This is a genomic window from Methyloceanibacter sp. (assembly GCF_051306395.1).
Taxonomy (GTDB): domain Bacteria; phylum Pseudomonadota; class Alphaproteobacteria; order Rhizobiales; family Methyloligellaceae; genus Methyloceanibacter.
Map to the genome: position 1 here is coordinate 1 of NZ_JBPPND010000197.1, position 19748 is coordinate 19748.

The following is a 19748-nucleotide window of genomic DNA, read 5'->3' on the forward strand; positions in this document are numbered from 1 at the left end:
CTGGCATGGCAAATCTCCTGTGCCAGCCTTGAATCAGAATTCGACTGATGTGGGAATCCCGCCAGAGTCAATAAATCATGCCGTTGGTATAAGTCTGCCTACTCGCGGGAGAGCTTCTCGAGCCGCTGCTGCATGGCCTGAAGCTCGGCCTTGAGCGTGTCGATCTCGTCCGCGCCGGGCTTCTTGCCGGGCGCCGCCGCGAGATTCGGCTGGGCCTCCTCGGCGTCCCCGTCGCCGCGCGCATTGGCCGCATCGGCGCCGAAGGGCGTGAACAGGCCGAGCGCGCGCTCGAAGGTGTCGAAATTTTTCTTCACCTGCTCTTGCATTGCATCAAACGCCGCGTTGCCGAAGGCGTTCGTGAAGCGGCGCCGATACTGCTCCTGCTGCTTGGTGAGCGAGTCCAGGCTGAACTCAAGATAGCTCGGCACAAGCTTCTGCATGCTGTCGCCGTAGAAGCGGATCAGCTGGCGCAAGAAACCGACGGGTAGGAGACTGGTGCCTCTGCTTTCCTGCTCGACGATGATCTGGGTCAGGACAGCATGGGTGAGGTCTTCGCCTGTCTTCGCGTCGTAGACCACGAAGTCGCGCTCGCCGCGCACCATTTCGGCGAGGTCCTCCAGCGTCACATACGTGCTTGTATCGGTGTTATAGAGCCTGCGGTTGGCGTATTTCTTGATAATGACCGGCCGGCTCTCTTGGTCCGCGTCCCTAGCCACGTGTCTTTCGCTCCTAAGCCCCGGACCCCGTCCAGAACCTACTCTATGCCGCACCTGCGAAGATGACTAGCACGTTCCTTGTGCGCAGCACCAGAGCTTTGCCGTGAGGCTTAACGGGAGACTTTGGTTGGGCTTTCCAGCCGGAAATCGCTGGGGTATGACCTGGGGTCCCTGAGGGTATGGAGATCAGTATGAAAGACGAGGAGATAGTGATCGTCGGCGCGGCGCGGACGCCGGTCGGATCTTTCAATGGCTCGCTGTCGAGCTTGCCCGCGCACGCGCTTGGCGAGGTGGCCATCCGCGCCGCGCTCGAGCGCGCTGGCGTGGACGCCGCCGATGTCGACGAAGTAATCATGGGCCAAGTCCTTCCGGCCGGCCAGGGCATGAACCCGGCTCGCCAGGCTGCCATGGCGGCGGGCGTGCCCAAGGAGGCCACTGCCTGGGGCGTCAACCAGGTTTGCGGCTCGGGCCTCCGTGCCGTGGCGCTCGGCGCTCAGCAGATTGCCACCGGCGCCGCCGCCATCATCGTGGCGGGCGGTCAGGAGAGCATGAGCCTCGCGCCCCATGTCGCGCATCTGCGCAACGGCCAGAAGATGGGTGCCCTCGAGTTCGTCGACTCAATGATCAAGGACGGGCTGTGGGACATCTTCAACGGCTACCACATGGGCAACACGGCCGAGAACGTGGCCAAGCAATGGCAGCTCACCCGCGACGAGCAAGACAAGTTCGCCGTCGCATCTCAGAACAAGGCCGAGGCGGCGCGGAAGGCCGGCAAGTTCAAGGATGAGATCGTCCCCGTGACCGTCAAGACCCGCAAAGGCGAGGTGGTCGTGGAAGACGACGAGTACATCCGCGAAGGCGCCACCATGGAGAATGTCGGCAAGCTGCGGCCTGCTTTCGACAAGGAAGGCACCGTGACCGCGGGCAACGCCTCGGGCATCAATGACGGCGCGGCCGCCGTGGTCCTCATGTCGGCGGACGAAGCCAAGAAGCGCGGCCTGAAGCCGCTGGCACGCATCGCCTCCTGGGCGGTGGCCGGCGTCGATCCCGCCGTCATGGGCACGGGCCCCATCCCCGCCTCGCGCAAGGCGCTGGAGAAGGCCGGCTGGAAACCCTCGGATCTCGACCTGATCGAGGCCAACGAGGCCTTTGCCGCCCAGGCGCTTGCCGTGAACAAGGACATGGGCTGGGACACAGACAAGGTGAACGTCAATGGCGGCGCCATCGCCATCGGCCATCCCATTGGCGCTTCCGGCACGCGGGTTCTGGTGACGCTGCTGCACGAGATGCAAAAGGCCGACGCCAAGAAGGGCTTGGCCACGCTTTGCATCGGCGGCGGGATGGGCATCGCCATGTGCCTCGAGCGCGACTAGTCCACCGCTGACGAATGCGTGGACGTTTCGTGTGGGGTGGCCGTATCGCCGCCCCACACGCAACTTTGACTGGGAAGAAACGGGCGCCAATGCGCGCCAAGGGAGGACGCTATGGGACGAGTGGCTCTGGTCACCGGAGGAACGCGCGGCATCGGTGCCGCCTGCTGCAAAGCGCTCAAAGAGGCGGGCTACAACGTCGCCGCCACCTACGGCGGCAATGATGACGCGGCAAACGCCTTCAAGAAGGAAACCGGTATCCCGGTCTTCAAGTGGGACGTCGGCGACTTTCAGGCCTGCGAGCAGGGCGTGATCGCCGTGGAAAACGAGGTCGGCCCCGTCGAGGTGCTGGTCAACAATGCCGGCATCTCGCGCGACGCCATGCTCCAGAAGATGAGCCACGAGCAGTGGTCGGAGGTCATCCGCACCGATCTCGACTCCGTGTTCAACATGACCCGGCAAGTGATCAACGGCATGCGCGAGCGCGGCTTCGGCCGTATTGTCTCGATCTCCTCGATCAACGGTCAGCAGGGCATGCTGGGCTTGGCCAATTACTGTTCGGCCAAAGCCGGCATGATCGGCTTCACCCGCACCGTGGCGCTGGAAGGCGCGCGCAAGGGCATCACCGCCAATGCCATCGCCCCGGGCTACGTGGCGACCGAGCTTCTGGCGAACGTCTCCGACAAGGTGATGGAGCACATCGTCGGCCAGATCCCCGTGGGACGTCTCGGCGAAGCCGAAGAAGTCGCCCGCTGTGTCGTGTTCCTCGCCGCCGACGAATCTGCCTGGATCACCGGCTCGACGCTGACCATCAACGGCGGCCAGCTGATGGATTAGGGGCTTTCGCCCCTCTAGGCTTCCAGCCTTATGGCTCCCAGCCTTGAGGGGCGAGCTCGAACCCGGCGAAATCGAAGCCCGGCGCCACGGTGCAGCCGAGCAGCGTCCAGGCGCCCAGGCTTCTCGCGCTCTGCCACGCGCCTGCCGGCACCAAACCTTGCGGATGCTCCCCGGCCAGGATGTCCGGTCCCAGTTTGTGCTCCTCACGGATGCCGGTGTCGTCGGCAACCTCAAGCAGGAGCGGCGCCCCCGCATACCAATGCCACATCTCCACCGCGTCGACCCGGTGCCAATGGGAGACCTCGCCGGACTTCAATAGAAAGAGAATGGCGGTCGAGTGTGCCCGCCCCCGATGCCCGGGCTCGTCCCGGAACGTCTCGCGGAACCAGCCCCCTTCCGGGTGCGGCTCCAAATTGAACTGCGCGATGACGTCGTCGGCAGTGAGAGGTTCACTGGTCATAGCCAAGCACCTTTTTCGTCATGCCCGGACTTGATCCGGGCATCCATGCCGGCACCGTTCAGCAAGCGGAGGGACGGGTCTGACGAGATAGGCCATCCCTAGAACCGGTCCTTGCGCTTGCGCACCTCGCCGAACACCACATCGAGCGGCTGTCCTTCGAGACCGAGCCGCTGCTGGATCTCGGGGCTCGACGCGCGCAGGAAGGGATTGGTGGCAAGTTCCTGGCCGATGGTCGTGGGAAGAGAGGGCGCACCGTTGGCGGCATTCTCCGCGACTTCGGCCGCCCGCGCTTGCAGCGCCTCGTTCTCCGGCTCGATGGTAAGCGCGAAGCGGCAATTGGCGTTCGTGTATTCGTGACCGCAATAAACCTCCGTCTCCGCGGGCAGCACGGCGAGCTTGGATAGGGAGGTCCACATGGTCGGCGCGTCGCCTTCGAGCAGCTTGCCGCAGCCGACGGAGAACAGCGTGTCGCCGACGAACACCGCGCCCTCTTCCGGAAAGAAATAGCTGACATGCCCGCGCGTGTGGCCCGGCGTTTCGATCACATGGCCCTTGGCGTTGCCGATCTCGACCGTATCGCCTTCCTTCACCTCCACATCGAGGCCGGGGATCAGCCCCGCTTCGCGCGCGGGGCCGGTGACCGTGCAGCCGGTCTTCTTTTTCAGAGCATCGATGCCCGCCGTATGATCGGCATGGTGGTGCGTGACCAGGATGTCGGTGAGGGTCCAGCCCTTCTGCGCCAGCGCCGCCTTGATCGGCTCCGCCTCGGGCGCATCGATCGCGGCGGTCGCGCCCGTCTCGGGATCGTGGATCAGCACGCCGTAATTGTCGCTGCGCGTCGGAAATTGATAAATGTCCAGCTTGGCCATCGCGGTCTCTTTTCTTGCTTGTCTATTCGGCTGAGGCGACGGACCGTAACACCTGAGGCGCGAGGATTGAACGGCCCTCGAACGGACTTGAGAACGAACGCTAAACGCCCCCACATGACAATCGAGCCATGCATCTCGACGCCATAGACCTCAAGGATTTCTACGCCCGCCGCCTCGGGCTGATGGTGCGGCGCCTCCTGCGCAGCCGCGTCCGGGCGCGCTGGGACGACGTGCGCGGGCTTCGCGTCTTCGGCTTGGGCTATGTCACGCCCTATCTGGCCGAGTTCCGCAGCGAAGCGCGCAGCCTCGGCGCGCTGATGCCCGCAGGATTCGGCGCGCTGCCCTGGCCGGACCGTGGCGCCTCTCTGACCGCCCTCGTTGAAGAGACCGAACTGCCTTTGGACGACGAAGCCGCCGACCGCATCCTCATGGTGCACATGCTGGAATGGTCGGAGCGCTCGCGCACGCTGCTGCGGGAGATCTGGCGGGTGTTGAGCCCCAATGGCCGGGTGCTGATCGTGGTGCCGAACCGGCGGGGCTTGTGGGCGCGGGTCGACACCACGCCCTTCGGCTATGGCAGCCCGTTCAGCCGCTCTCAACTCACGAAGCTCCTGAAGGATGCCATGTTCCAGCCGGAGGGTTGGCACTACGCGCTCTACACGCCGCCGTTCAACTGGCGTGTGCTTACCCGCTGGCCCGCCTTCTGGGAGCGATTGGGCATCATCCTGTGGCCAACCTTCTCCGGCGTGATCATGGTCGAGGCGACGAAGCAGGTCTACGCGGCCATGCCGGCACACGAGACCGAGCGCAAGATGCGCCGCCGCATCGTGCCGGTGCCCGCCGGCGCCGTGACGCCTCGCGCCTAACGCGACAGGAGAAAGACGGCCTGCTCGCCGAAGAGGTTCTGCGCGAACAGCGGCATGGACACAAGCTTGGTGCCGTAGGCGTTGAGCGCGATCGCGCGCTCGACCTTGACGCCCATGTCGTCGCACAGGGCGATAAAATCTTTGATGGTGCAGAAGTGGATGTTGGGTGTGTCGTACCACGTCTCCGGTAGGTTGTCCGTGCGGGGCATATGTCCGCCGAACATCAGCTGCGTGCGCACGCGCCAATGCCCGAAATTCGGAAACGACACGACCGCGTGCTTGCCGATGCGCAATAGCTGCTCCAGCACCAGCCGCGGCGAATAAGTCGCCTGGATGGTCTGCGATAGGATCGCGTAATCGAAGGCGAGATCCGGGTAGTAGGCGAGATCAGCATCCGCATCGCCTTGGATCACCGCAAGCCCTTGGGCCACGCATTGGTTCACGCCCGCCTGGCTCAGCTCGATGCCGCGCCCGTCGACGCCATGCTTGTCAGCGAGGATGCGCAAGAGCTCGCCGTCGCCGCAGCCGATATCGAGCACGCGCGCGCCCGGCATCACCATCTCGGCGATGAGCAGAAGATCGACGCGGCTCGTCTCGGTGGGCCGGACGCTGCGGGGGTTGACCGGTGCGTTCATGGTCACCCGCCCGCGCCCGAAAACGTGATCCCGCGCTGGCGCGCCGCCGCGCTCAAAAAGCCGCGCATCGTGTCGAACAGCTCCGGCTCGTGCAGCAAGAAGGCGTCGTGACCCTTGTTCGACTCGATCTCGACGAAGCTCACATTGGCGGCAACCGCGTTCAGCGCGTGCACCACCTCGCGGCTCTCCTCGGTGGGAAACAGCCAGTCGGAGGTGAACGAGATGAGGCAAAAGCGCGTCTTAGTGCCGATGAACGCGTTGGCCAGCACGCCACCATGATCCGCGGCGATGTCGAAATAGTCCATGGCGCGCGTGATGTAGAGATAGGAGTTGGCGTCGAACCGGTCGACGAAGCTCATGCCCTGGTGGCGCAGATAGCTCTCCACCTGGAAATCGGCGTCGAAACCGAACGTGACCTTCTCCCGGTCCTGCAGGTTGCGGCCGAACTTGTCGTGCAACGCCGCATCCGACAGATAGGTGATGTGCGCGGCCATGCGCGCCACGGCCAAGCCTTTACGCGGGCTCCTACCCTCTTCCAGATAGCGGCCCTCGCACCAGTCGGGATCGGCCATCACGGCCTGGCGGCCGACCTCATGGAAGGCGATGTTCTGCGAGGAATGACGCGCGGAGCAAGCGATGGGGATCGCCGAGAATACGCGGTCCTTATAGGTCGCGGCCCATTCGAGCACCTGCATGCCGCCCATGGAGCCGCCGAGCACGCACAAGACCTGGTCGATGCCGAGATGATCGAGCAGGCGCGCCTGCGCCCGCACCATGTCGCGCACAGTGATGACCGGAAAGTCCGGCCCGTAGGGACGCCCCGTGACCGGGTTCATCGAACTCGGCCCCGTGGAGCCCATGCAGCCGCCGATGACGTTGGGGCAGAGCACGAAATAGCGGTCCGTATCGATGGGCTTCCCCGGCCCGACCATCGTGTCCCACCAGCCGGGCTTGCCGGTGATGGGATGGAGGTTGGCGGCGTGCTGGTCGCCGGTCAGCGCATGGCAGATGAGCAGCAGATTGGACTTGTCGGCATTCAGCGTGCCGTAGGTCTGATAGGCGATGGAAAGCGGCGCGAGCGCACCTCCGCAGTCGAGCGGCAGGGGCTCGCTTGCCGGAAAATGCACGATCTCGCTCTGGGGATTGGTGATTTGCTCCCGCCGCTTGAGGTCAGCGAAGCTCTCCGCTCCCGGGGTCTCATTCATCGCTACGCTTGTCCACTCCGGTCCGGATCGCCATTCCGGCAACAAGCCGGAATCCAGAAAACCCAAGCCCTGCGCGCTCGCTCTGGATACCGGCTTTCGCCGGTATGACGGAAAAGGTTTAACCCGGCATCCCACTATACAGGATCGAGGTTAGCTATGACCTCATCCTTGAAAGTCAATCTTTTCTTTGGATTGGCTTGAGAAATGGCCGTATGAGAGGCCCTTCGCTGCAACCCACCGCTCCAAGGAGCTAGACCATGGCCAAACGTGGGCCAAACCCGCGTCCCGGTATTCTCGACATCGCGCCCTACGTGCCGGGCACGAGCGTGCTGCCTGGTGCCGGAAAGGTGGTCAAGCTCTCCTCAAACGAGACGCCGCTCGGGCCCTCGCCCAAGGCCGTCGAGGCCTATCTGGCGGAGGCCGAGAACCTCTCCCGCTACCCGGACGGCTCGGCGCGTCCTTTGCGCGAGGCGCTGGCCAACCGCTACGGGCTGGACGCCGCACGGATCGTCTGCGGCGCGGGCTCCGACGAGCTGCTGAACTTGCTCGCGGCCGCCTATCTGGGGCCGGACGACGAGGCGATTTTCACGGAGCACGGCTTCCTGGTCTACAAGATTGCCATCATGGCGCGCGGCGCCACCCCCGTCGTGGCGCCGGAGACGGACCTTACCGCGGACGTGGACGCGATCCTCGCGCGGGTGACGGACGCCACGCGCATGGTCTTCCTCGCCAATCCCAACAACCCGACCGGCACATATCTGCCGTTCGACGAGATCAAGCGGTTGCACGCAGGCCTCCCCGAGGACGTCATCCTCGTACTCGATGCGGCCTATGCGGAATATGTGCGCGCCAACGATTACGAGGCGGGCATCGAGTTGGTGGCGACGAGCGGCAACGTCGTGATGACGCGCACATTCTCCAAGATCTATGGGCTGGCGGCCTTGCGGCTCGGCTGGGCTTACTGTCCTGCGCCAATCGCCGACGCGCTGAACCGCATCAGAGGCCCCTTCAATGTTACAGGCCCTTCGATCGCCGCCGGGGTCGCCGCGCTCGAGGACGAGCCGCATATGCAAGAGGCCGTCGAGCACAACGCGACCTGGCTCCGTCACATAACCGACGAGATCGAGCGCATCGGCCTGCAGGCCACGCCGAGCGCGGCGAACTTCCTGCTCGTGCATTTCCCGCAAGGTCCCGGCACCTCGGCGCGCGAGGCGGACGCTTTTCTCCATAAGCGCCGCATCATCCTACGGCGGGTGGAGAACTATGGCTTTCCCGATGCGCTCCGCATGACCATCGGCACCGAGCCGGAGAACCGCGCGGTGATCGAAGCGCTCAGCGAATTCCTGGATGGCGCCCAATGAGCGAGCCCCTATTCGATACGCTGGCCATTATCGGCCCCGGTCTGATCGGCTCCTCGATCGCGCGCGCCGCCCGTGCGCAAGGCGCCGTGCGTACGATCGTGACCAGCTCCCGTTCGCCGCAAACGCGCCAGCGCGTCACAGAGCTCGGCATCGCCGACAAGGTCGTCGAAACCAACGCCGAGGCGGTCGAAGACGCCGACCTGGTGATCGTCTGCGTCCCCGTCGGCGTGTGCGGCGCCGTGGCCGAGGAGATCGCGCCGCGTCTCAAGGAAGGCACCATCGTTTCCGACGTCGGCTCGGTGAAAGGGGCGATTGTGCGCGACATGGGTCCGCACCTGCCGGGCAATGTTCATTTCGTGCCGGCCCATCCGGTCGCGGGCACCGAGCACTCCGGCCCCGATGCCGGCTTCGCCGAGCTGTTCGACGGACGCTGGTGCATCCTGACACCGCCGGAAGCGACAGACGGCGAGGCCGTGAAGCGGCTCGCCGCGTTCTGGAGTCTGCTGGGCGCCAACGTCGAGGTCATGACGCCCGACCATCACGACCTGGTGCTCGCAATCACCAGCCATCTTCCCCATCTGATCGCCTACACGATTGTCGGTACCGCCGACGAGCTGGAGACCGTGACCCGCTCGGAGGTTCTGAAATTTTCCGCCGGCGGCTTTCGAGACTTCACCCGCATCGCCGCCTCGGACCCGACCATGTGGCGCGACATTTTCCTCGCCAACAAGGAGGCGGTCCTGGAAATGCTCGGGCGCTTCAACGAAGACGTCTCGGCCCTGACCAAGGCCATCCGGCACGGCGACGGCGATGCGCTGTTCGAGCAGTTCACCCGCACCCGCGCCATCCGCCGCGGCATTATCGACTTAGGCCAGGATACGGCTGACCCGGACTTTGGCCGCCCGCACGGCCACGGGGATTGAGACGGAACGTCGCGGCTCGCATACGCTGCGGTGGAGACTCACAATCGTCACAGGGTTTTGATCGAACGGAGTCCTGCCAGCCCCCATCCATTGCCGGTCGAACACGCGACGTCACATGCTCATCTCTCTGCTCTTCTTATTGATCGCCACCATTTTTCTCGAGCTGGGCAATGGCCTGCTTGGCGTGCTGGTTCCCATCCAGGGTGAGCTCGGAGGCTTTTCGGTCGTCGCAATTGGCTCCCTCGGTACGCTCTACTATTTTGGGTTCGTGGTCGGATGCATGTTCCTGCCGCGCATCATCAGGCGGTTTGGCCACATCCGATCCTTTGCCGCCTTCGCGGCTATCGCCTCGAGCGCGGCTTTGATACACGCGCTTGCTATCGCGCCTTTGCCTTGGCTCGTCCTGAGGGCGATCGTCGGTCTCTGCCTCGCCGGCCTCCTCATCGTCGTGGAGAGCTGGCTCAACAATCAAGCAACACCGCAGACCCGCGGTCACGTCTTCGGCCTATACATGGCAGCCACGTGGTTTGGCATCGTCGGTGGCCAGCTGCTGTTTGCTGTGCCCTCGTTAGAGACGTTTCAACTCTTTGCGGTGGTCGCCATCGCGATTTCCCTGTCGCTCGTACCGGTCACGCTGACGACCGGCGCCGTTCCCACGATTCCCCAAGTCACGAGCATCAACCTTGTCGGGCTTTATCGTTTGGCCCCGGTTGGCCTTGTTGGCTGTCTCGCCGTGGGCCTCGCCAACGGTGCCTTCTGGACGTTCGCGCCGCTTTTCGCGCAGGCGTGGAGCGGCACGAGCCTGGGCGTCAGCCTGTTCATGTCCGCCGCGGTGATCGGCGGAGCGCTGAGCCAGTGGCCGATCGGGCGTTTCTCCGATCATGTGGATCGTCGCTGGGTGATTGCTGCGGTCTGTCTCGCCTCCGCCGCCGCCGCTCTGTCGCTCTTGCTGGAAATCGGCGATTCAAACTTAATCTTCCTAGGTCTTACGGCCCTGTTTGGCGCTTTCGCCCTCTCTCTTTATCCGCTTTGCGTCGCGCATGTGAACGACCGCGCCGACCCCGAAGCTTCGGTGGAGGTCAGCAGCCGTTTGCTCATGGTCTTCGGATTCGGCGCGATCGTTGGACCGTTCTTGGCCAGCTTCCTCATCGCGGCGTTGGGCATCACGAGCCTCTTGGGCTTCATCGCCAGCATTCACGTGGCTCTGGCCCTCTACACCTTAGGCCGCATCAAGCTGGCTGAGCCCGTGCCCGAGCCCGAGCGCACGGTCTTTACGCCCAGCCCCCCGCTTGCCCACGGAACACAGGCCGTGGTGGAGCTGCAACAAAGCGCCGAGGACGACGACTATGTGGCCCATCCGGAGCAACACACCTCCGGCCACGAGCACTGAGCAGTCGAAGCCATCAAGGGTGCGTGTTGCTTGTGCCCGCGCCTGACGGCAATCTAATCTCGTTTGGGCAGGCAAAGCGTGCGCGACAAGAATGACTGAGCTTTGGGTTTTCGGTTACGGCTCGCTCATGTGGCGGCCGGGATTTCCGTTTGCGGCGCAAGCCCCTGGCTTGCTCAAAGGCGCGCACCGCGCACTCTGCGTCTATTCCGTGTACTACCGCGGCACCAAGGAGCAACCGGGCTTGGTGCTCGGGCTGGACCGCGGCGGGGCTTGCAGGGGCGTGGCTTTCCGCGTCACACCGGGCGCGGAGGACGAGACGATCGCCTATTTGCGCGAACGCGAGCAGGTGACCGCGGTCTATGTGGAAACCTATCGCAATGTGCGCCTGGTGGACGGCTCCGGCCGCACGGTGAAAGCGCTCACCTATCTCGCCGACCCGACCCACCCGCAATATGCCGGCAGGCTCTCGCTCGGCGAGCAGTTGCGCATCGTCCGCGCCTGCCGCGGACAGGCCGGCGCCAATATCGAATATGTGCTGAACACGGTGCGGCACCTGGAGGAGGAAGGCGTGCACGACGCCGTCCTCTCGAAACTCGCCGCGCGCCTGACCGGCGAGGTCTAGCCCGCGGGCTTGGCCGGTTTCAGCTCCGGCTCGTCTCTCTGAAGCTCCGGCGCGCCAAAGAAATAACCTTGCATGTAGGCCACGCCGGCTTTCTCGAGCAATTTCACGGTGCGCTCATCGCTCACCCATTCTCCGACCGTGACGACGCCGAAGCTGCGCGCCAGATCGATAAGCGTGCGCACGAACATCTCGTCTTCCGCGTCCGTGCCGAGATTCTTGATGAACGAGCCGTCGATCTTGACCATGTCCACGCCAAGCTCGCGCAGGGAGCGGAACGAGGTGTAGCCGGCGCCGAAATCGTCGAGCGCGACCCGGCAGCCCAGCGCCTTTAGCGTGCTCACGAACTTGGTCGCCGCCTTGATATCGGAGATGGCCGCCGTCTCGGTGATCTCGATGGTGAGCCGCTCGGTCAGCGTGCGGTCCTTACCCGTAAACCCTTCGAGAGCCGCCATCCATTGCGGGTCGGTGGCTGTCGTAGCCGAGACGTTGAGCGCCAGCTTGATCTTAGGCGTCGCGCGCAGCAGATCCACGGCGAGCTCCAGCACGCGATAGTCGATCAGCTTGGAAAGACCGAATTGCTCGGCCACGTGGATGAACTCGCTCGCGCTCACCACGGAACCGTCCAGCCGGCGCATGCGCAGCAAGCACTCATAGAGTTCCGGCTCGTGGCTGCGCGAGGTTACGATGGGCTGAAGCGCGATCATCATGCGTCGGTCGTTGAGCGCACGGATGATGTCGTCGGCGATGCCGACATTGCGCCGCCGCTCGGACTCCTGACGCTCGCAAGGGACATAACAGCAGAACTGATCGCCGCGACTGGTGCGGGCCTCATCGAGAGTCTGCAGCGCATGCCCCATGGCGTTCTGCGCGCTCGAAGCGTGTTCGGGAAGCAGCACGGCGCCGACGGAAACCGTCGCCGCCACGGCGCCAACGCTGGTGTCGACGATGCTGTCGCCGATGACGGCCATCAGGCGGCGCGCGATGGCTTCCACGCCGTCCGCGTTGCAGTCGTGCAGCACGACGCCAAATTTGTTCGACGAGAAGCGGCCGAGACAGTCCTTGCCGCGCACCACGCGGCCGAGGCGCTGGCCGACGATAGCGATGAGTTCGTCGCCCACGTCGTAGCCGTAGGTCTCGTTGATCAGCGTGAGATCGTTGACGCCAGCCAGCAGAAAAGCGCCGTTCATCGGCGAGCGGGCCGCGTCTGACAGAAGATTGGAGAGTTCCGCGGTGAGCTGCGTCCGGTTGAGCAAGCCGGTCAGTTCGTCCTGGCCGCCGGCGAGATGGGCGCGGTCCCTCTCACGCCGGTCGTCGATAACGCGAAGCGTGCCCTGCGCCAGGACCGGGCGGCCATCTGCATCGGTGAAACAGACGCCCAGATCCTCGACCCAGAGCGCAGACTTGCCGCGGCGCCCCTCCGGCAGCAGGCGATAGTGCAGCGTATAGGGCAACGCCGCCCCGGGGGCCGCATGCGGCCCTCCGGTGACGCCGTCATAACGCGCGCCCGCGTGCTCCGGATCGATATGCAGTGCGAAGGCGCGGCCCTTGTGCAGCTTGGAGATATCGACACCGCCGAGCACGGCGCTGGCATTGGCGGCCCATTCGATCGTGTCGGAATTGAAGTCCCATCGGTAGGCGGTGGCCCGGATGCTCTCCAGCACCTGATCGAGCTCGAGCATCGGCTGGACCTCGCTGCCGCGTGACTCGAAGTCGACCACGCTGGCGGCACGCTGACGCGGCACATAGACACCGCCGGCGAACTCATTCGAGGATGCACTCACTGACCGCCCCCTTTTGACCCATGGACCCACGCATGGGAGCGCCTTTTCGGCGCTTCGATTGTTGGCCGGGAGCCTAGGCCATAAGGCTTAAAAAAAGCCGAAAGCTGCCCCTTCCGCGGAGGGTTCCACGGGCCAGGAATACCGGCAGAGCCGCCGAAAGCGGGGGCTTTCACGCAGATTGGTTGACAAGAGATTGACGGAATTGGTGAACGCAAGGCACGCAAAAGCGCTCCGGAACGCGAAGGTCCGGAGCGGCAATGAAACCGGCCAAAATCAGGTCGAAAGACCCTTTGGTTAGGCCTCTTCCTTGATGACGATCACCTGGCGGCCACGGTAGCGGCCCGACTTCAGGTCGATATGATGCGGCCGGCGAAGCTCGCCGGAGTCCTTGTCCTCGACATAAGCCGGCGCTTGCAGCGCATCGTGGCTCCGTCGGTTGCCCCGCTTCATGCCGGACACTTTTCTCTTGGGAACAGCCATTTCTCAAAACCTCTAAGCGGCCCCGCATGCTTCGCAGGGCGTGTCGTGGCGCCCTTATAGTGGCTAACTGCGCCGCTGGCCAGAGCCGATAACCGCCATTTTCAGGGCTTCAGGACGCAATCGGCCCGCTTGGCGATCCAAGGCAGGCGCCGCTGCACGGCGTCAGCGATGAGGTTGAGCTTCCGGCTTGGTCTGGCCGGATTGCGGTCGAGCGGGTTGGGAAGCGACGCGGCCAGCAAGACCGCCTCGCGCTTCGTGAGCGCCGAGGCCGGCTTTCCGAAGTAGCGCCGGCTCGCCGCCTCCGCCCCGAACAGACCCGGGCCCCATTGAGCAATATTGAGATAGACCTCCAGCATGCGCGGCTTGGACCAGATCACGGTCAAGGCATTAGCCAGCGGCACCTCCAGCGCCTTGCGCAAATAGCTCCGGTGCTCCCAAAGGTAGAGATTCTTGGCGACCTGCATGGGGATGGTGCTCGCCCCGCGCACAGCGGAAAGACTCTTGGCTTGGTTGACCACTTCCCGCACCGCCGCCCAATCGACGCCCCAATGCCTGCAGAAATTGCCGTCCTCGCTTGCGATCACCGCCAAGCGGAGATTGGGCGAGATCTCTTCGAGCGGCACCCAACGGCGCTTCAGGGTCTGGCCCTCGATCAGCTTCTCCTCCAGCATCACTGCGGTGATGGGTGGATTGACGAAGCGGAACAGCACGATGCTGCCGATAAGCGCGCAGACGAGAACAAGCAGCGCCAGCGCGATGCGCCGCAGCCAAGGATGCCGCAAACGGCTTCCGGCCCCTCGCCTCTTGCGCTTTTTCTGAACTGCCGCCGCCGCCATAGAATCGGGTTCTACAGCCCGAACGCCGCGCGATCAATTTGCCGCGATGCGCCGCCTCCGCTATTCGTTTTGCCCAAGATGACCTTCCTCGCAGAACTCGAGCGCACAGCCTGGACAGTGGAGCAGCGCCTCGGCGAGCTGCTTGCCGCAGGAGAGACCACGCCGCCGGGCGGCGCCGAGCTTGGAGAAGCCATGCGCTACGCGGCCCTTGGCGGCGGCAAGCGCCTGCGGCCGTTTCTCCTGATCCAATCAGCGCGCCTCTTCGACGTGCCTGAAGAGCAGGCCCTCGACGCGGCCTGCGCGCTCGAATGTGTCCATTGCTACTCACTGGTCCATGACGACTTGCCCGCAATGGACGACGACGCGGTCCGGCGCGGACGCCCTACCCTTCACGTCGCCTTCGACGAGGCGACCGCCATCCTTGCCGGCGACTCGCTTCTCACGCTCGCCTTCGAGATCATCAGCGCGCCCGAGACTCGCGAAGATCCCGCCATCCGCGCCGACCTTCTCCATCTGCTGGCGAAGGCCAGCGGCTGGCGGGGCATGGCGCTCGGTCAGGCGCTCGACCTCTCGGCCGAGCGGCGGCCCTTCTCGCCGGAAGAGACCGCGGCCATGCAGGCCCTGAAGACCGGCGCGCTGTTCCGCTTCGCCTGCGAGGCGGGCGCGGTGCTCGGAAGGGCGGACCAGCGGGGCCGCGATGCACTGAAGAGCTATGCGAGCGCCTTCGGCCAGGCGTTCCAGCTTGCCGACGATCTGCTGGATGCGCAGGGCGACGCTGAAGCCATGGGCAAGGCGGCGGCCAAGGACGCGGATCGCGGCAAGGCGACACTCGTCGCGCTGCTTGGCATCGAGGGCGCCAAGGGCAAACTCGCCGGACTCGTCACGCAAGCAGAGGATGCGCTCAAGCCCTTCGGCGGCAAGGCCGCCAGGCTGATCGAGGCGGCCCGCTTCGTGGCTGAACGGCGCGCTTGAGAGAACCGGCGAATCCGGATCGAATGGCCCATGGCCACGCCACCGAAGCTCTTGCACCGCTTTCGGAATACGCGCGTCTCGCGCTTTCTCCAGGCGCGCTGGCGGTTACTGTTCGCAACGATGCTCGGCGTGGCGCTCGTGGTCCTTTTCCCGGGGGAGAAGTACTGGCTGACATCCCGGCTCTTGATCGGCTTCGACTCCGGCGTGGCGCTGTATCTCGTACTGGTGATCGTCATGATCCTCCGCTCGGATCCGGACCGGGTCCGGCGGGAATCGCCGCTTCAGGACGAAGGGCGCATCGCCATCCCCGTCCTCACCGTGACGGCCGGGATGGCGAGCTTAGGTGCGATCGTCTTCTGGTTACGCACGGCATCGGAGACCGAGACCATCGAGCCCGGCATTTTCGCGTTGCTGTTCCTCACCACGCTGCTCTCATGGCTGTTCATCCACACGATGTTCGCGCTGCACTACGCCCACGAATATTACGCGGAGCATCGCGGCCAGGGCGGCGGCATGCGCTTCCCGGGCGGCGGCAGCCCGAACTATTGGGATTTCATCTATTTCGCCTTCGTCATCGGCACCTCGACGGCCGTATCGGACGTGGCGGTGACCTCGCGCGCCATCCGCAACACCGTGACGGCGCATGGGCTCGTGGCCTTCGTGTTCAACGTGACGATGATCGCGCTGACGGTCTCGATCGCGGGCGACGCGATCTCGATCAAGTAGGCGCAGCTATTCTGCCGCGGTACGGCCGATTGCGCCCTGCCCGTAGCGGCGCTCGATATAGTCGAGCACCATCTGCTTGAATTCCGCCGAGGCGCTAGGGCCCCGCAAGGTGGTGACCTTCTTGCCATCGACGAAGACAGGCGCTGCCGGTGACTCGCCGGTGCCGGGTAGCGAGATGCCGATATCGGCATGCTTTGATTCGCCCGGCCCGTTGACGATGCAGCCCATCACCGCGACGTTGAGATTTTCCACGCCCGGATAGCGCCGCTTCCATTCCGGCATCTGATCGCGGATGAAGTCCTGGATGTCGCGCGCAAGCTCCTGGAACGTGGTGGAGGTGGTCCGCCCGCAGCCGGGGCACGCGGCGACCAATGGCACGAAAGCGCGGAAGCCCATACTTTGCAGGAGCTCTTGCGCCACCTTCACCTCGAGCGTGCGATCCCCATTGGGCTCCGGCGTCAGCGAGATACGGATCGTATCGCCGATGCCCTGCTGAAGCAGCACCGACAACGCCGCCGACGAGGCGACGATGCCCTTCGAGCCCATGCCGGCTTCGGTGAGACCCAAATGCAGCGCCAGGTCCGAGCGCGCGGCCAGCATGGCATAGACGGCGATGAGGTCCTGCACGGCGGAGACCTTGGCGGAGAGCACGATCCTATCCGCGCCTAGCCCAAGCTCTTGCGCTCGTTCCGCGCTGAGCAGCGCCGACTGCACGATGGCTTCGTGCATCACCTCGCGCGCGTCCTTCGGTGAGGCGCTTGCGGCGTTCTCGTCCATCAGCCGCGTCAGCAAGTCCTGGTCCAGGCTGCCCCAGTTGACCCCGATGCGCACCGGCTTGTCGTGGCGAAGCGCAATCTCGATGATCTGCGAAAATTGCTTATCCCGCTTATCCTTGAAGCCGACATTGCCGGGATTGATGCGGTATTTGGCGAGCGCGGCCGCGCAGGCCGGATGGTCGGCCAGAAGCGTGTGCCCGTTGTAGTGGAAGTCGCCGATCAGCGGCACGTCGGCGCCCATGACGTCCAGCCGCTCGCGGATTTGCGGTACGGCCGCGGCGGCTTCCGCCCGATCCACGGTGATGCGCACAAGCTCCGAGCCGGCACGCGCCAGCGCGGCCACTTGCGCGACTGTGGACGCCACGTCCGCCGTGTCCGTATTGGTCATGGATTGGACGACGATGGGGGCGCCGCCGCCCATGGTCACGCCGCCGATCCTGACCGGTATGGTGCGCTTGCGCGCGCTTATCTCCATGGGGCCAGGATACATCACATTTGTTACAGGCGCGCCAGGGGCCGGAAATCACCCTTTCCCGCGCCTTTTTCGCACAGCGAAGACGCCATCGGCCAGAAGCGCCCCGCAGGCCACCGCGGCGGCGGCGATCAGCGCCGTGGCCGCATCCGCCGTGCGGTCGGGGGTGAGCGCTTGCGCCGCCTCAAGCCCCACCGCGAGGGGAAGCAGCACCGCCGCCACGACCATGGGCCGGGGGTAGGCGAGGCAGACGAGCAGGGCCAGCGTGAAGAAGGCGAGGAAATGCTCGATCAGCCAGTGGAGCCCGAGCCGGACCGGCCACCCTTTGGGCGCGAGCGTGGAGAAGACGATGACGCCGCCGAGCGCCGCAAGCAGCAGCAACAGCCATTTTCTATTCGCCCACACCCTCAAGGCTCCGTCATGGCCGGGCTTGTCTTGAGCCTGCGCCCGGGCCGGCGAAGCCGGACCCGGGTGGCCATCCACAGCTCAGCCTAGACCAATTCAGCAATCGTGGCGGCGCTAGCTCGACAGCGCCGCCGTCAGCGTCCCGACATTGTGGCGGAACATGTCGAGATAGGTCGGCGCCGGGCCGTCCTTGTCCGACAGCGCGTCCGAATAGAGCACGCCGCCGATCTTGGCGCCGGTCTCGGAAACGATCTGGTCGAGCAGCCGCCGGTCGGTGACGTTCTCCAGGAACACGGCCGGGATATGCTCTTCGCGGATTTGGCGGATGATCTTAGCCATATCCTGCGCCGAGGCCTCGCTCTCGGTGCTCACCCCTTCCGGCGCAATGATCTCGAGCCCGTAGGCGTTGCCGAAATAGCCGAAGGCATCGTGGCTGGTGATGATCTTGCGCCGCGCCTCCGGCAGCTTGGCGATAGCCGCCCGCACCGCCTCGTCTTCCGCCTCGATGGCCGCGAGATATTTGGCGGCGTTTGCCTCGTAGGTCTCCTTGCCCTCGGGATCGGCGGCGATCAGTGCGTCACGGATATTTGCCACATAGATCTTGCCATTGAAGAGGTTTTGCCACGCGTGTGGATCGGTGGCGTCGCCACCATGCGCATCGTGATCTTTTGCTTCAGCATGCTCTTCGTGGTGATCGCCCTCTTCGCCCTTGGCGTGGTCGTCATGGTCTTCGTCGTGATCGTCCTTGGCGTGCTCGTGGTGATCGTCCTCGTCCTCCGCACCGCGATGGTGGTGGCCGCCCTTCATGACGATGGGCATGACGCCGCCGCTCGTCACGACCAACGCGCCGGTGAACCCGGATGCCTTCTCGAGCCGCTCCATCCAGCCTTCAAAGCCGAGCCCGTTGACGAAGAAGATGTCGGCATCGGCGAGCATCTTGGCATCCGCCGGGGTGGGACTGAACACATGCGCATCGCCGTTCGGCCCGACCAGCATCTCAACCTCGACGCGGTCGCCGCCGACGTTTTTCACCATGTCGCCAAGAATGCTGAACGAGGCGACGGCTTTGAGCTTGTCGTTGGCGGCCTGATCGGCCGCTTGCGCGGCGCTTGAAACGCCGAACGCGACGAATGCAATGGCAATGAGAGCAGTGAGGCGATTGAACATGACGCGACTCCTTGTGTGTAGGGATCAAGCTTCCAGATGCTTGCGCGGCATTAGCCCCCAGAGGACACCGCCCCGGACACCGACAAGCATCGAGATGAGATAGAACGCCCCGCAGGCGAGAATAACGGCGGGGCCGGTGGGCACGTTGACGTAATAAGACACGAGCAGGCCGATGAGGCTCGAGGCAAAGGCTGAAGCGATGGCGACGCCGATCATGCCGCCGACATCCTCGGCCCAGAAGCGCGCGGCAACGGCCGGCAGCAGCATGATGCCGACCGCCATCAGCGTGCCGAGCGCCTGAAAGCCCGCCACGAGATTGAGCACCACGAGCACCAGGAACAGAAGATGGGTGGGTGAGCTCAAGGGGCTAACCGAGCGCAGGAACTGCGGGTCGAAACACTCCATGACCAGCGGGCGGTAGATCATCGCGAGCGTCACCATGGACACCGTAGCGATGCTGGCAATGAGAAGGAGCGCGCCGTCGTCCAGCGCCAGCACCGTTCCGAACAGCACATGCAACAGATCGACGCTGCTGCCGCGCATCGACACCAGCATCACGCCCAGCGCCAAGGACACGAGATAGAAGCCGGCAAGGCTCGCATCCTCGCGGATGACCGTGGAGCGCGCCACGAGCCCCGCGGCGAGCGCCACCGCCAGCCCCGCGGCAAATCCCCCGAGGCTCATGGCGAGCAGCGACAGCCCGGCGAGCAGATAGCCGATCGCCGCGCCTGGCAGGATCGCGTGCCCCATGGCGTCGCCCATCAGGCTCATGCGCCGCAATACGAGAAACACGCCGATGGGCGGCGCCGTCAGAGAGATGGCGAGCGAGCCCACCAGCGCCCGGCGCATGAAGGCGAATTCGATGAAGGGCTGGACAAG

Annotated in this window: 21 protein-coding genes; 9 read left to right on the forward strand and 12 right to left on the reverse strand. The window is 64.7% G+C overall.

Annotation, left to right across the window (positions count from 1 at the left end; all coding sequences use genetic code 11):
* Window positions 1-98 precede the first annotated feature (98 nt).
* Window positions 99-716 (reverse strand): polyhydroxyalkanoate synthesis repressor PhaR, encoded by a 618-nt coding sequence (phaR, locus tag ACSLE4_RS10235; protein WP_435904354.1) that lies wholly within the window; start codon window positions 714-716, stop codon window positions 99-101.
* Between the two features lie 191 nt (window positions 717-907).
* On the opposite strand from phaR, the gene ACSLE4_RS10240 reads away from it, so the two are divergent.
* Window positions 908-2089: an acetyl-CoA C-acetyltransferase gene (locus tag ACSLE4_RS10240; protein ID WP_435904355.1), complete on the forward strand. Its 1182-nt coding sequence runs from the start codon at window positions 908-910 to the stop codon at window positions 2087-2089.
* A gap of 111 nt (window positions 2090-2200) precedes the next feature.
* On the forward strand, window positions 2201-2923 hold the full coding sequence (phbB, locus tag ACSLE4_RS10245) for an acetoacetyl-CoA reductase (protein ID WP_435904356.1): 723 nt from the start codon (window positions 2201-2203) through the stop codon (window positions 2921-2923).
* Between the two features lie 28 nt (window positions 2924-2951).
* Here the strand turns inward: phbB and ACSLE4_RS10250 are convergent, their stop codons facing one another.
* Together ACSLE4_RS10250 and gloB are read right to left on the reverse strand one after the other, a co-directional pair.
* The gene (locus ACSLE4_RS10250; RefSeq protein ID WP_435904357.1) at window positions 2952-3383 is read right to left on the reverse strand and encodes a cupin domain-containing protein; all 432 of its coding nucleotides are present in this window, start codon (window positions 3381-3383) and stop codon (window positions 2952-2954) included.
* A 98-nt stretch (window positions 3384-3481) separates the two neighbouring features.
* A complete protein-coding gene (gene gloB / locus ACSLE4_RS10255; RefSeq protein ID WP_435904358.1) occupies window positions 3482-4252 on the reverse strand; it encodes a hydroxyacylglutathione hydrolase in 771 nt (256 codons plus the stop codon).
* 128 nt (window positions 4253-4380) lie between these two features.
* Here gloB and ACSLE4_RS10260 point away from each other — a divergent pair, with 128 nt between their 5' ends.
* Window positions 4381-5118, forward strand: coding sequence for a methyltransferase domain-containing protein (locus ACSLE4_RS10260; protein WP_435904359.1), 738 nt, complete (start codon window positions 4381-4383; stop codon window positions 5116-5118).
* Here ACSLE4_RS10260 and metW read toward each other — a convergent pair.
* Window positions 5115-5753, reverse strand: a complete 639-nt coding sequence (gene metW / locus ACSLE4_RS10265) for a methionine biosynthesis protein MetW (protein WP_435904360.1) — start codon at window positions 5751-5753, stop codon at window positions 5115-5117. The genes ACSLE4_RS10260 and metW overlap by 4 nt on opposite strands.
* 2 nt (window positions 5754-5755) lie before the next feature.
* A complete protein-coding gene (gene metX, locus ACSLE4_RS10270) occupies window positions 5756-6958 on the reverse strand; it encodes a homoserine O-acetyltransferase MetX (protein WP_435904361.1) in 1203 nt (400 codons plus the stop codon).
* A 257-nt stretch (window positions 6959-7215) separates the two neighbouring features.
* Between metX and hisC the strand changes: the two genes are divergently transcribed.
* From hisC to ACSLE4_RS10290, 4 genes are all read left to right on the forward strand, one after another.
* Entirely contained in the window at window positions 7216-8319 is a 1104-nt protein-coding gene (gene hisC, locus ACSLE4_RS10275) for a histidinol-phosphate transaminase (RefSeq protein ID WP_435904362.1), read from the forward strand.
* The gene (locus ACSLE4_RS10280; protein WP_435904363.1) at window positions 8316-9242 is read left to right on the forward strand and encodes a prephenate/arogenate dehydrogenase family protein; all 927 of its coding nucleotides are present in this window, start codon (window positions 8316-8318) and stop codon (window positions 9240-9242) included. Before hisC ends, ACSLE4_RS10280 begins: the two co-directional genes overlap by 4 nt.
* A 115-nt stretch (window positions 9243-9357) precedes the next feature.
* Window positions 9358-10632, forward strand: a complete 1275-nt coding sequence (locus ACSLE4_RS10285) for an MFS transporter (RefSeq protein ID WP_435904364.1) — start codon at window positions 9358-9360, stop codon at window positions 10630-10632.
* 91 nt (window positions 10633-10723) lie between these two features.
* Window positions 10724-11254, forward strand: coding sequence for a gamma-glutamylcyclotransferase (locus ACSLE4_RS10290; protein WP_435904365.1), 531 nt, complete (start codon window positions 10724-10726; stop codon window positions 11252-11254).
* Here the strand turns inward: ACSLE4_RS10290 and ACSLE4_RS10295 are convergent.
* The 3 genes from ACSLE4_RS10295 to mtgA form a co-directional block, all read right to left on the reverse strand.
* Window positions 11251-13035 carry an EAL domain-containing protein gene (locus tag ACSLE4_RS10295; protein WP_435904366.1) on the reverse strand — a complete coding sequence of 595 codons (1785 nt, stop codon included), beginning with the start codon at window positions 13033-13035 and terminating at the stop codon, window positions 11251-11253. The two genes, ACSLE4_RS10290 and ACSLE4_RS10295, sit on opposite strands and share 4 nt — an antisense overlap.
* Before the next feature lie 294 nt (window positions 13036-13329).
* Window positions 13330-13515, reverse strand: a complete 186-nt coding sequence (gene rpmF / locus ACSLE4_RS10300) for a 50S ribosomal protein L32 (RefSeq protein WP_435904367.1) — start codon at window positions 13513-13515, stop codon at window positions 13330-13332.
* Window positions 13516-13616: 101 nt separating this feature from the next.
* Window positions 13617-14297 carry a monofunctional biosynthetic peptidoglycan transglycosylase gene (mtgA, locus tag ACSLE4_RS10305; RefSeq protein ID WP_435904368.1) on the reverse strand — a complete coding sequence of 227 codons (681 nt, stop codon included), beginning with the start codon at window positions 14295-14297 and terminating at the stop codon, window positions 13617-13619.
* 132 nt (window positions 14298-14429) lie between these two features.
* Here mtgA and ACSLE4_RS10310 point away from each other — a divergent pair, with 132 nt between their 5' ends.
* Both ACSLE4_RS10310 and ACSLE4_RS10315 read left to right on the forward strand, forming a co-directional pair.
* Window positions 14430-15323 carry a polyprenyl synthetase family protein gene (locus ACSLE4_RS10310; RefSeq protein WP_435904369.1) on the forward strand — a complete coding sequence of 298 codons (894 nt, stop codon included), beginning with the start codon at window positions 14430-14432 and terminating at the stop codon, window positions 15321-15323.
* Between the two features lie 30 nt (window positions 15324-15353).
* Window positions 15354-16049 (forward strand): DUF1345 domain-containing protein, encoded by a 696-nt coding sequence (locus tag ACSLE4_RS10315; protein ID WP_435904370.1) that lies wholly within the window; start codon window positions 15354-15356, stop codon window positions 16047-16049.
* A 6-nt stretch (window positions 16050-16055) separates the two neighbouring features.
* Here the strand turns inward: ACSLE4_RS10315 and ispG are convergent, their stop codons facing one another.
* The 4 genes from ispG to ACSLE4_RS10335 form a co-directional block, all read right to left on the reverse strand.
* The gene (gene ispG / locus ACSLE4_RS10320) at window positions 16056-17300 is read right to left on the reverse strand and encodes a flavodoxin-dependent (E)-4-hydroxy-3-methylbut-2-enyl-diphosphate synthase (protein ID WP_435904371.1); all 1245 of its coding nucleotides are present in this window, start codon (window positions 17298-17300) and stop codon (window positions 16056-16058) included.
* Window positions 17301-17348: 48 nt separating this feature from the next.
* Entirely contained in the window at window positions 17349-17702 is a 354-nt protein-coding gene (locus ACSLE4_RS10325) for a hypothetical protein (RefSeq protein ID WP_435904372.1), read from the reverse strand.
* A 114-nt stretch (window positions 17703-17816) separates the two neighbouring features.
* Window positions 17817-18869, reverse strand: a complete 1053-nt coding sequence (locus ACSLE4_RS10330; RefSeq protein WP_435904373.1) for a metal ABC transporter substrate-binding protein — start codon at window positions 18867-18869, stop codon at window positions 17817-17819.
* A gap of 24 nt (window positions 18870-18893) precedes the next feature.
* On the reverse strand, window positions 18894-19748 hold an 855-nt coding region (locus ACSLE4_RS10335; protein WP_435904374.1), incomplete at its 5' end, for a metal ABC transporter permease.

Excerpts from the sequence above, each read along its gene's own strand:
- ACSLE4_RS10240 (WP_435904355.1), top strand. The coding sequence starts at position 908 with ATGAAAGACGAGGAGATAGTGATCGTCGGCGCGGCGCGGACGCCGGTC.
- phbB (WP_435904356.1), top strand. The coding sequence starts at position 2,201 with ATGGGACGAGTGGCTCTGGTCACCGGAGGAACGCGCGGCATCGGTGCC.
- ACSLE4_RS10250 (WP_435904357.1), bottom strand. The coding sequence starts at position 3,383 with ATGACCAGTGAACCTCTCACTGCCGACGACGTCATCGCGCAGTTCAAT.
- gloB (WP_435904358.1), bottom strand. The coding sequence starts at position 4,252 with ATGGCCAAGCTGGACATTTATCAATTTCCGACGCGCAGCGACAATTAC.
- ACSLE4_RS10260 (WP_435904359.1), top strand. The coding sequence starts at position 4,381 with ATGCATCTCGACGCCATAGACCTCAAGGATTTCTACGCCCGCCGCCTC.
- metW (WP_435904360.1), bottom strand. The coding sequence starts at position 5,753 with ATGAACGCACCGGTCAACCCCCGCAGCGTCCGGCCCACCGAGACGAGC.
- metX (WP_435904361.1), bottom strand. The coding sequence starts at position 6,958 with ATGAATGAGACCCCGGGAGCGGAGAGCTTCGCTGACCTCAAGCGGCGG.
- hisC (WP_435904362.1), top strand. The coding sequence starts at position 7,216 with ATGGCCAAACGTGGGCCAAACCCGCGTCCCGGTATTCTCGACATCGCG.
- ACSLE4_RS10280 (WP_435904363.1), top strand. The coding sequence starts at position 8,316 with ATGAGCGAGCCCCTATTCGATACGCTGGCCATTATCGGCCCCGGTCTG.
- ACSLE4_RS10285 (WP_435904364.1), top strand. The coding sequence starts at position 9,358 with ATGCTCATCTCTCTGCTCTTCTTATTGATCGCCACCATTTTTCTCGAG.
- ACSLE4_RS10290 (WP_435904365.1), top strand. The coding sequence starts at position 10,724 with ATGACTGAGCTTTGGGTTTTCGGTTACGGCTCGCTCATGTGGCGGCCG.
- rpmF (WP_435904367.1), bottom strand. The coding sequence starts at position 13,515 with ATGGCTGTTCCCAAGAGAAAAGTGTCCGGCATGAAGCGGGGCAACCGA.
- ACSLE4_RS10310 (WP_435904369.1), top strand. The coding sequence starts at position 14,430 with ATGACCTTCCTCGCAGAACTCGAGCGCACAGCCTGGACAGTGGAGCAG.
- ACSLE4_RS10315 (WP_435904370.1), top strand. The coding sequence starts at position 15,354 with ATGGCCACGCCACCGAAGCTCTTGCACCGCTTTCGGAATACGCGCGTC.
- ispG (WP_435904371.1), bottom strand. The coding sequence starts at position 17,300 with ATGGAGATAAGCGCGCGCAAGCGCACCATACCGGTCAGGATCGGCGGC.
- ACSLE4_RS10330 (WP_435904373.1), bottom strand. The coding sequence starts at position 18,869 with ATGTTCAATCGCCTCACTGCTCTCATTGCCATTGCATTCGTCGCGTTC.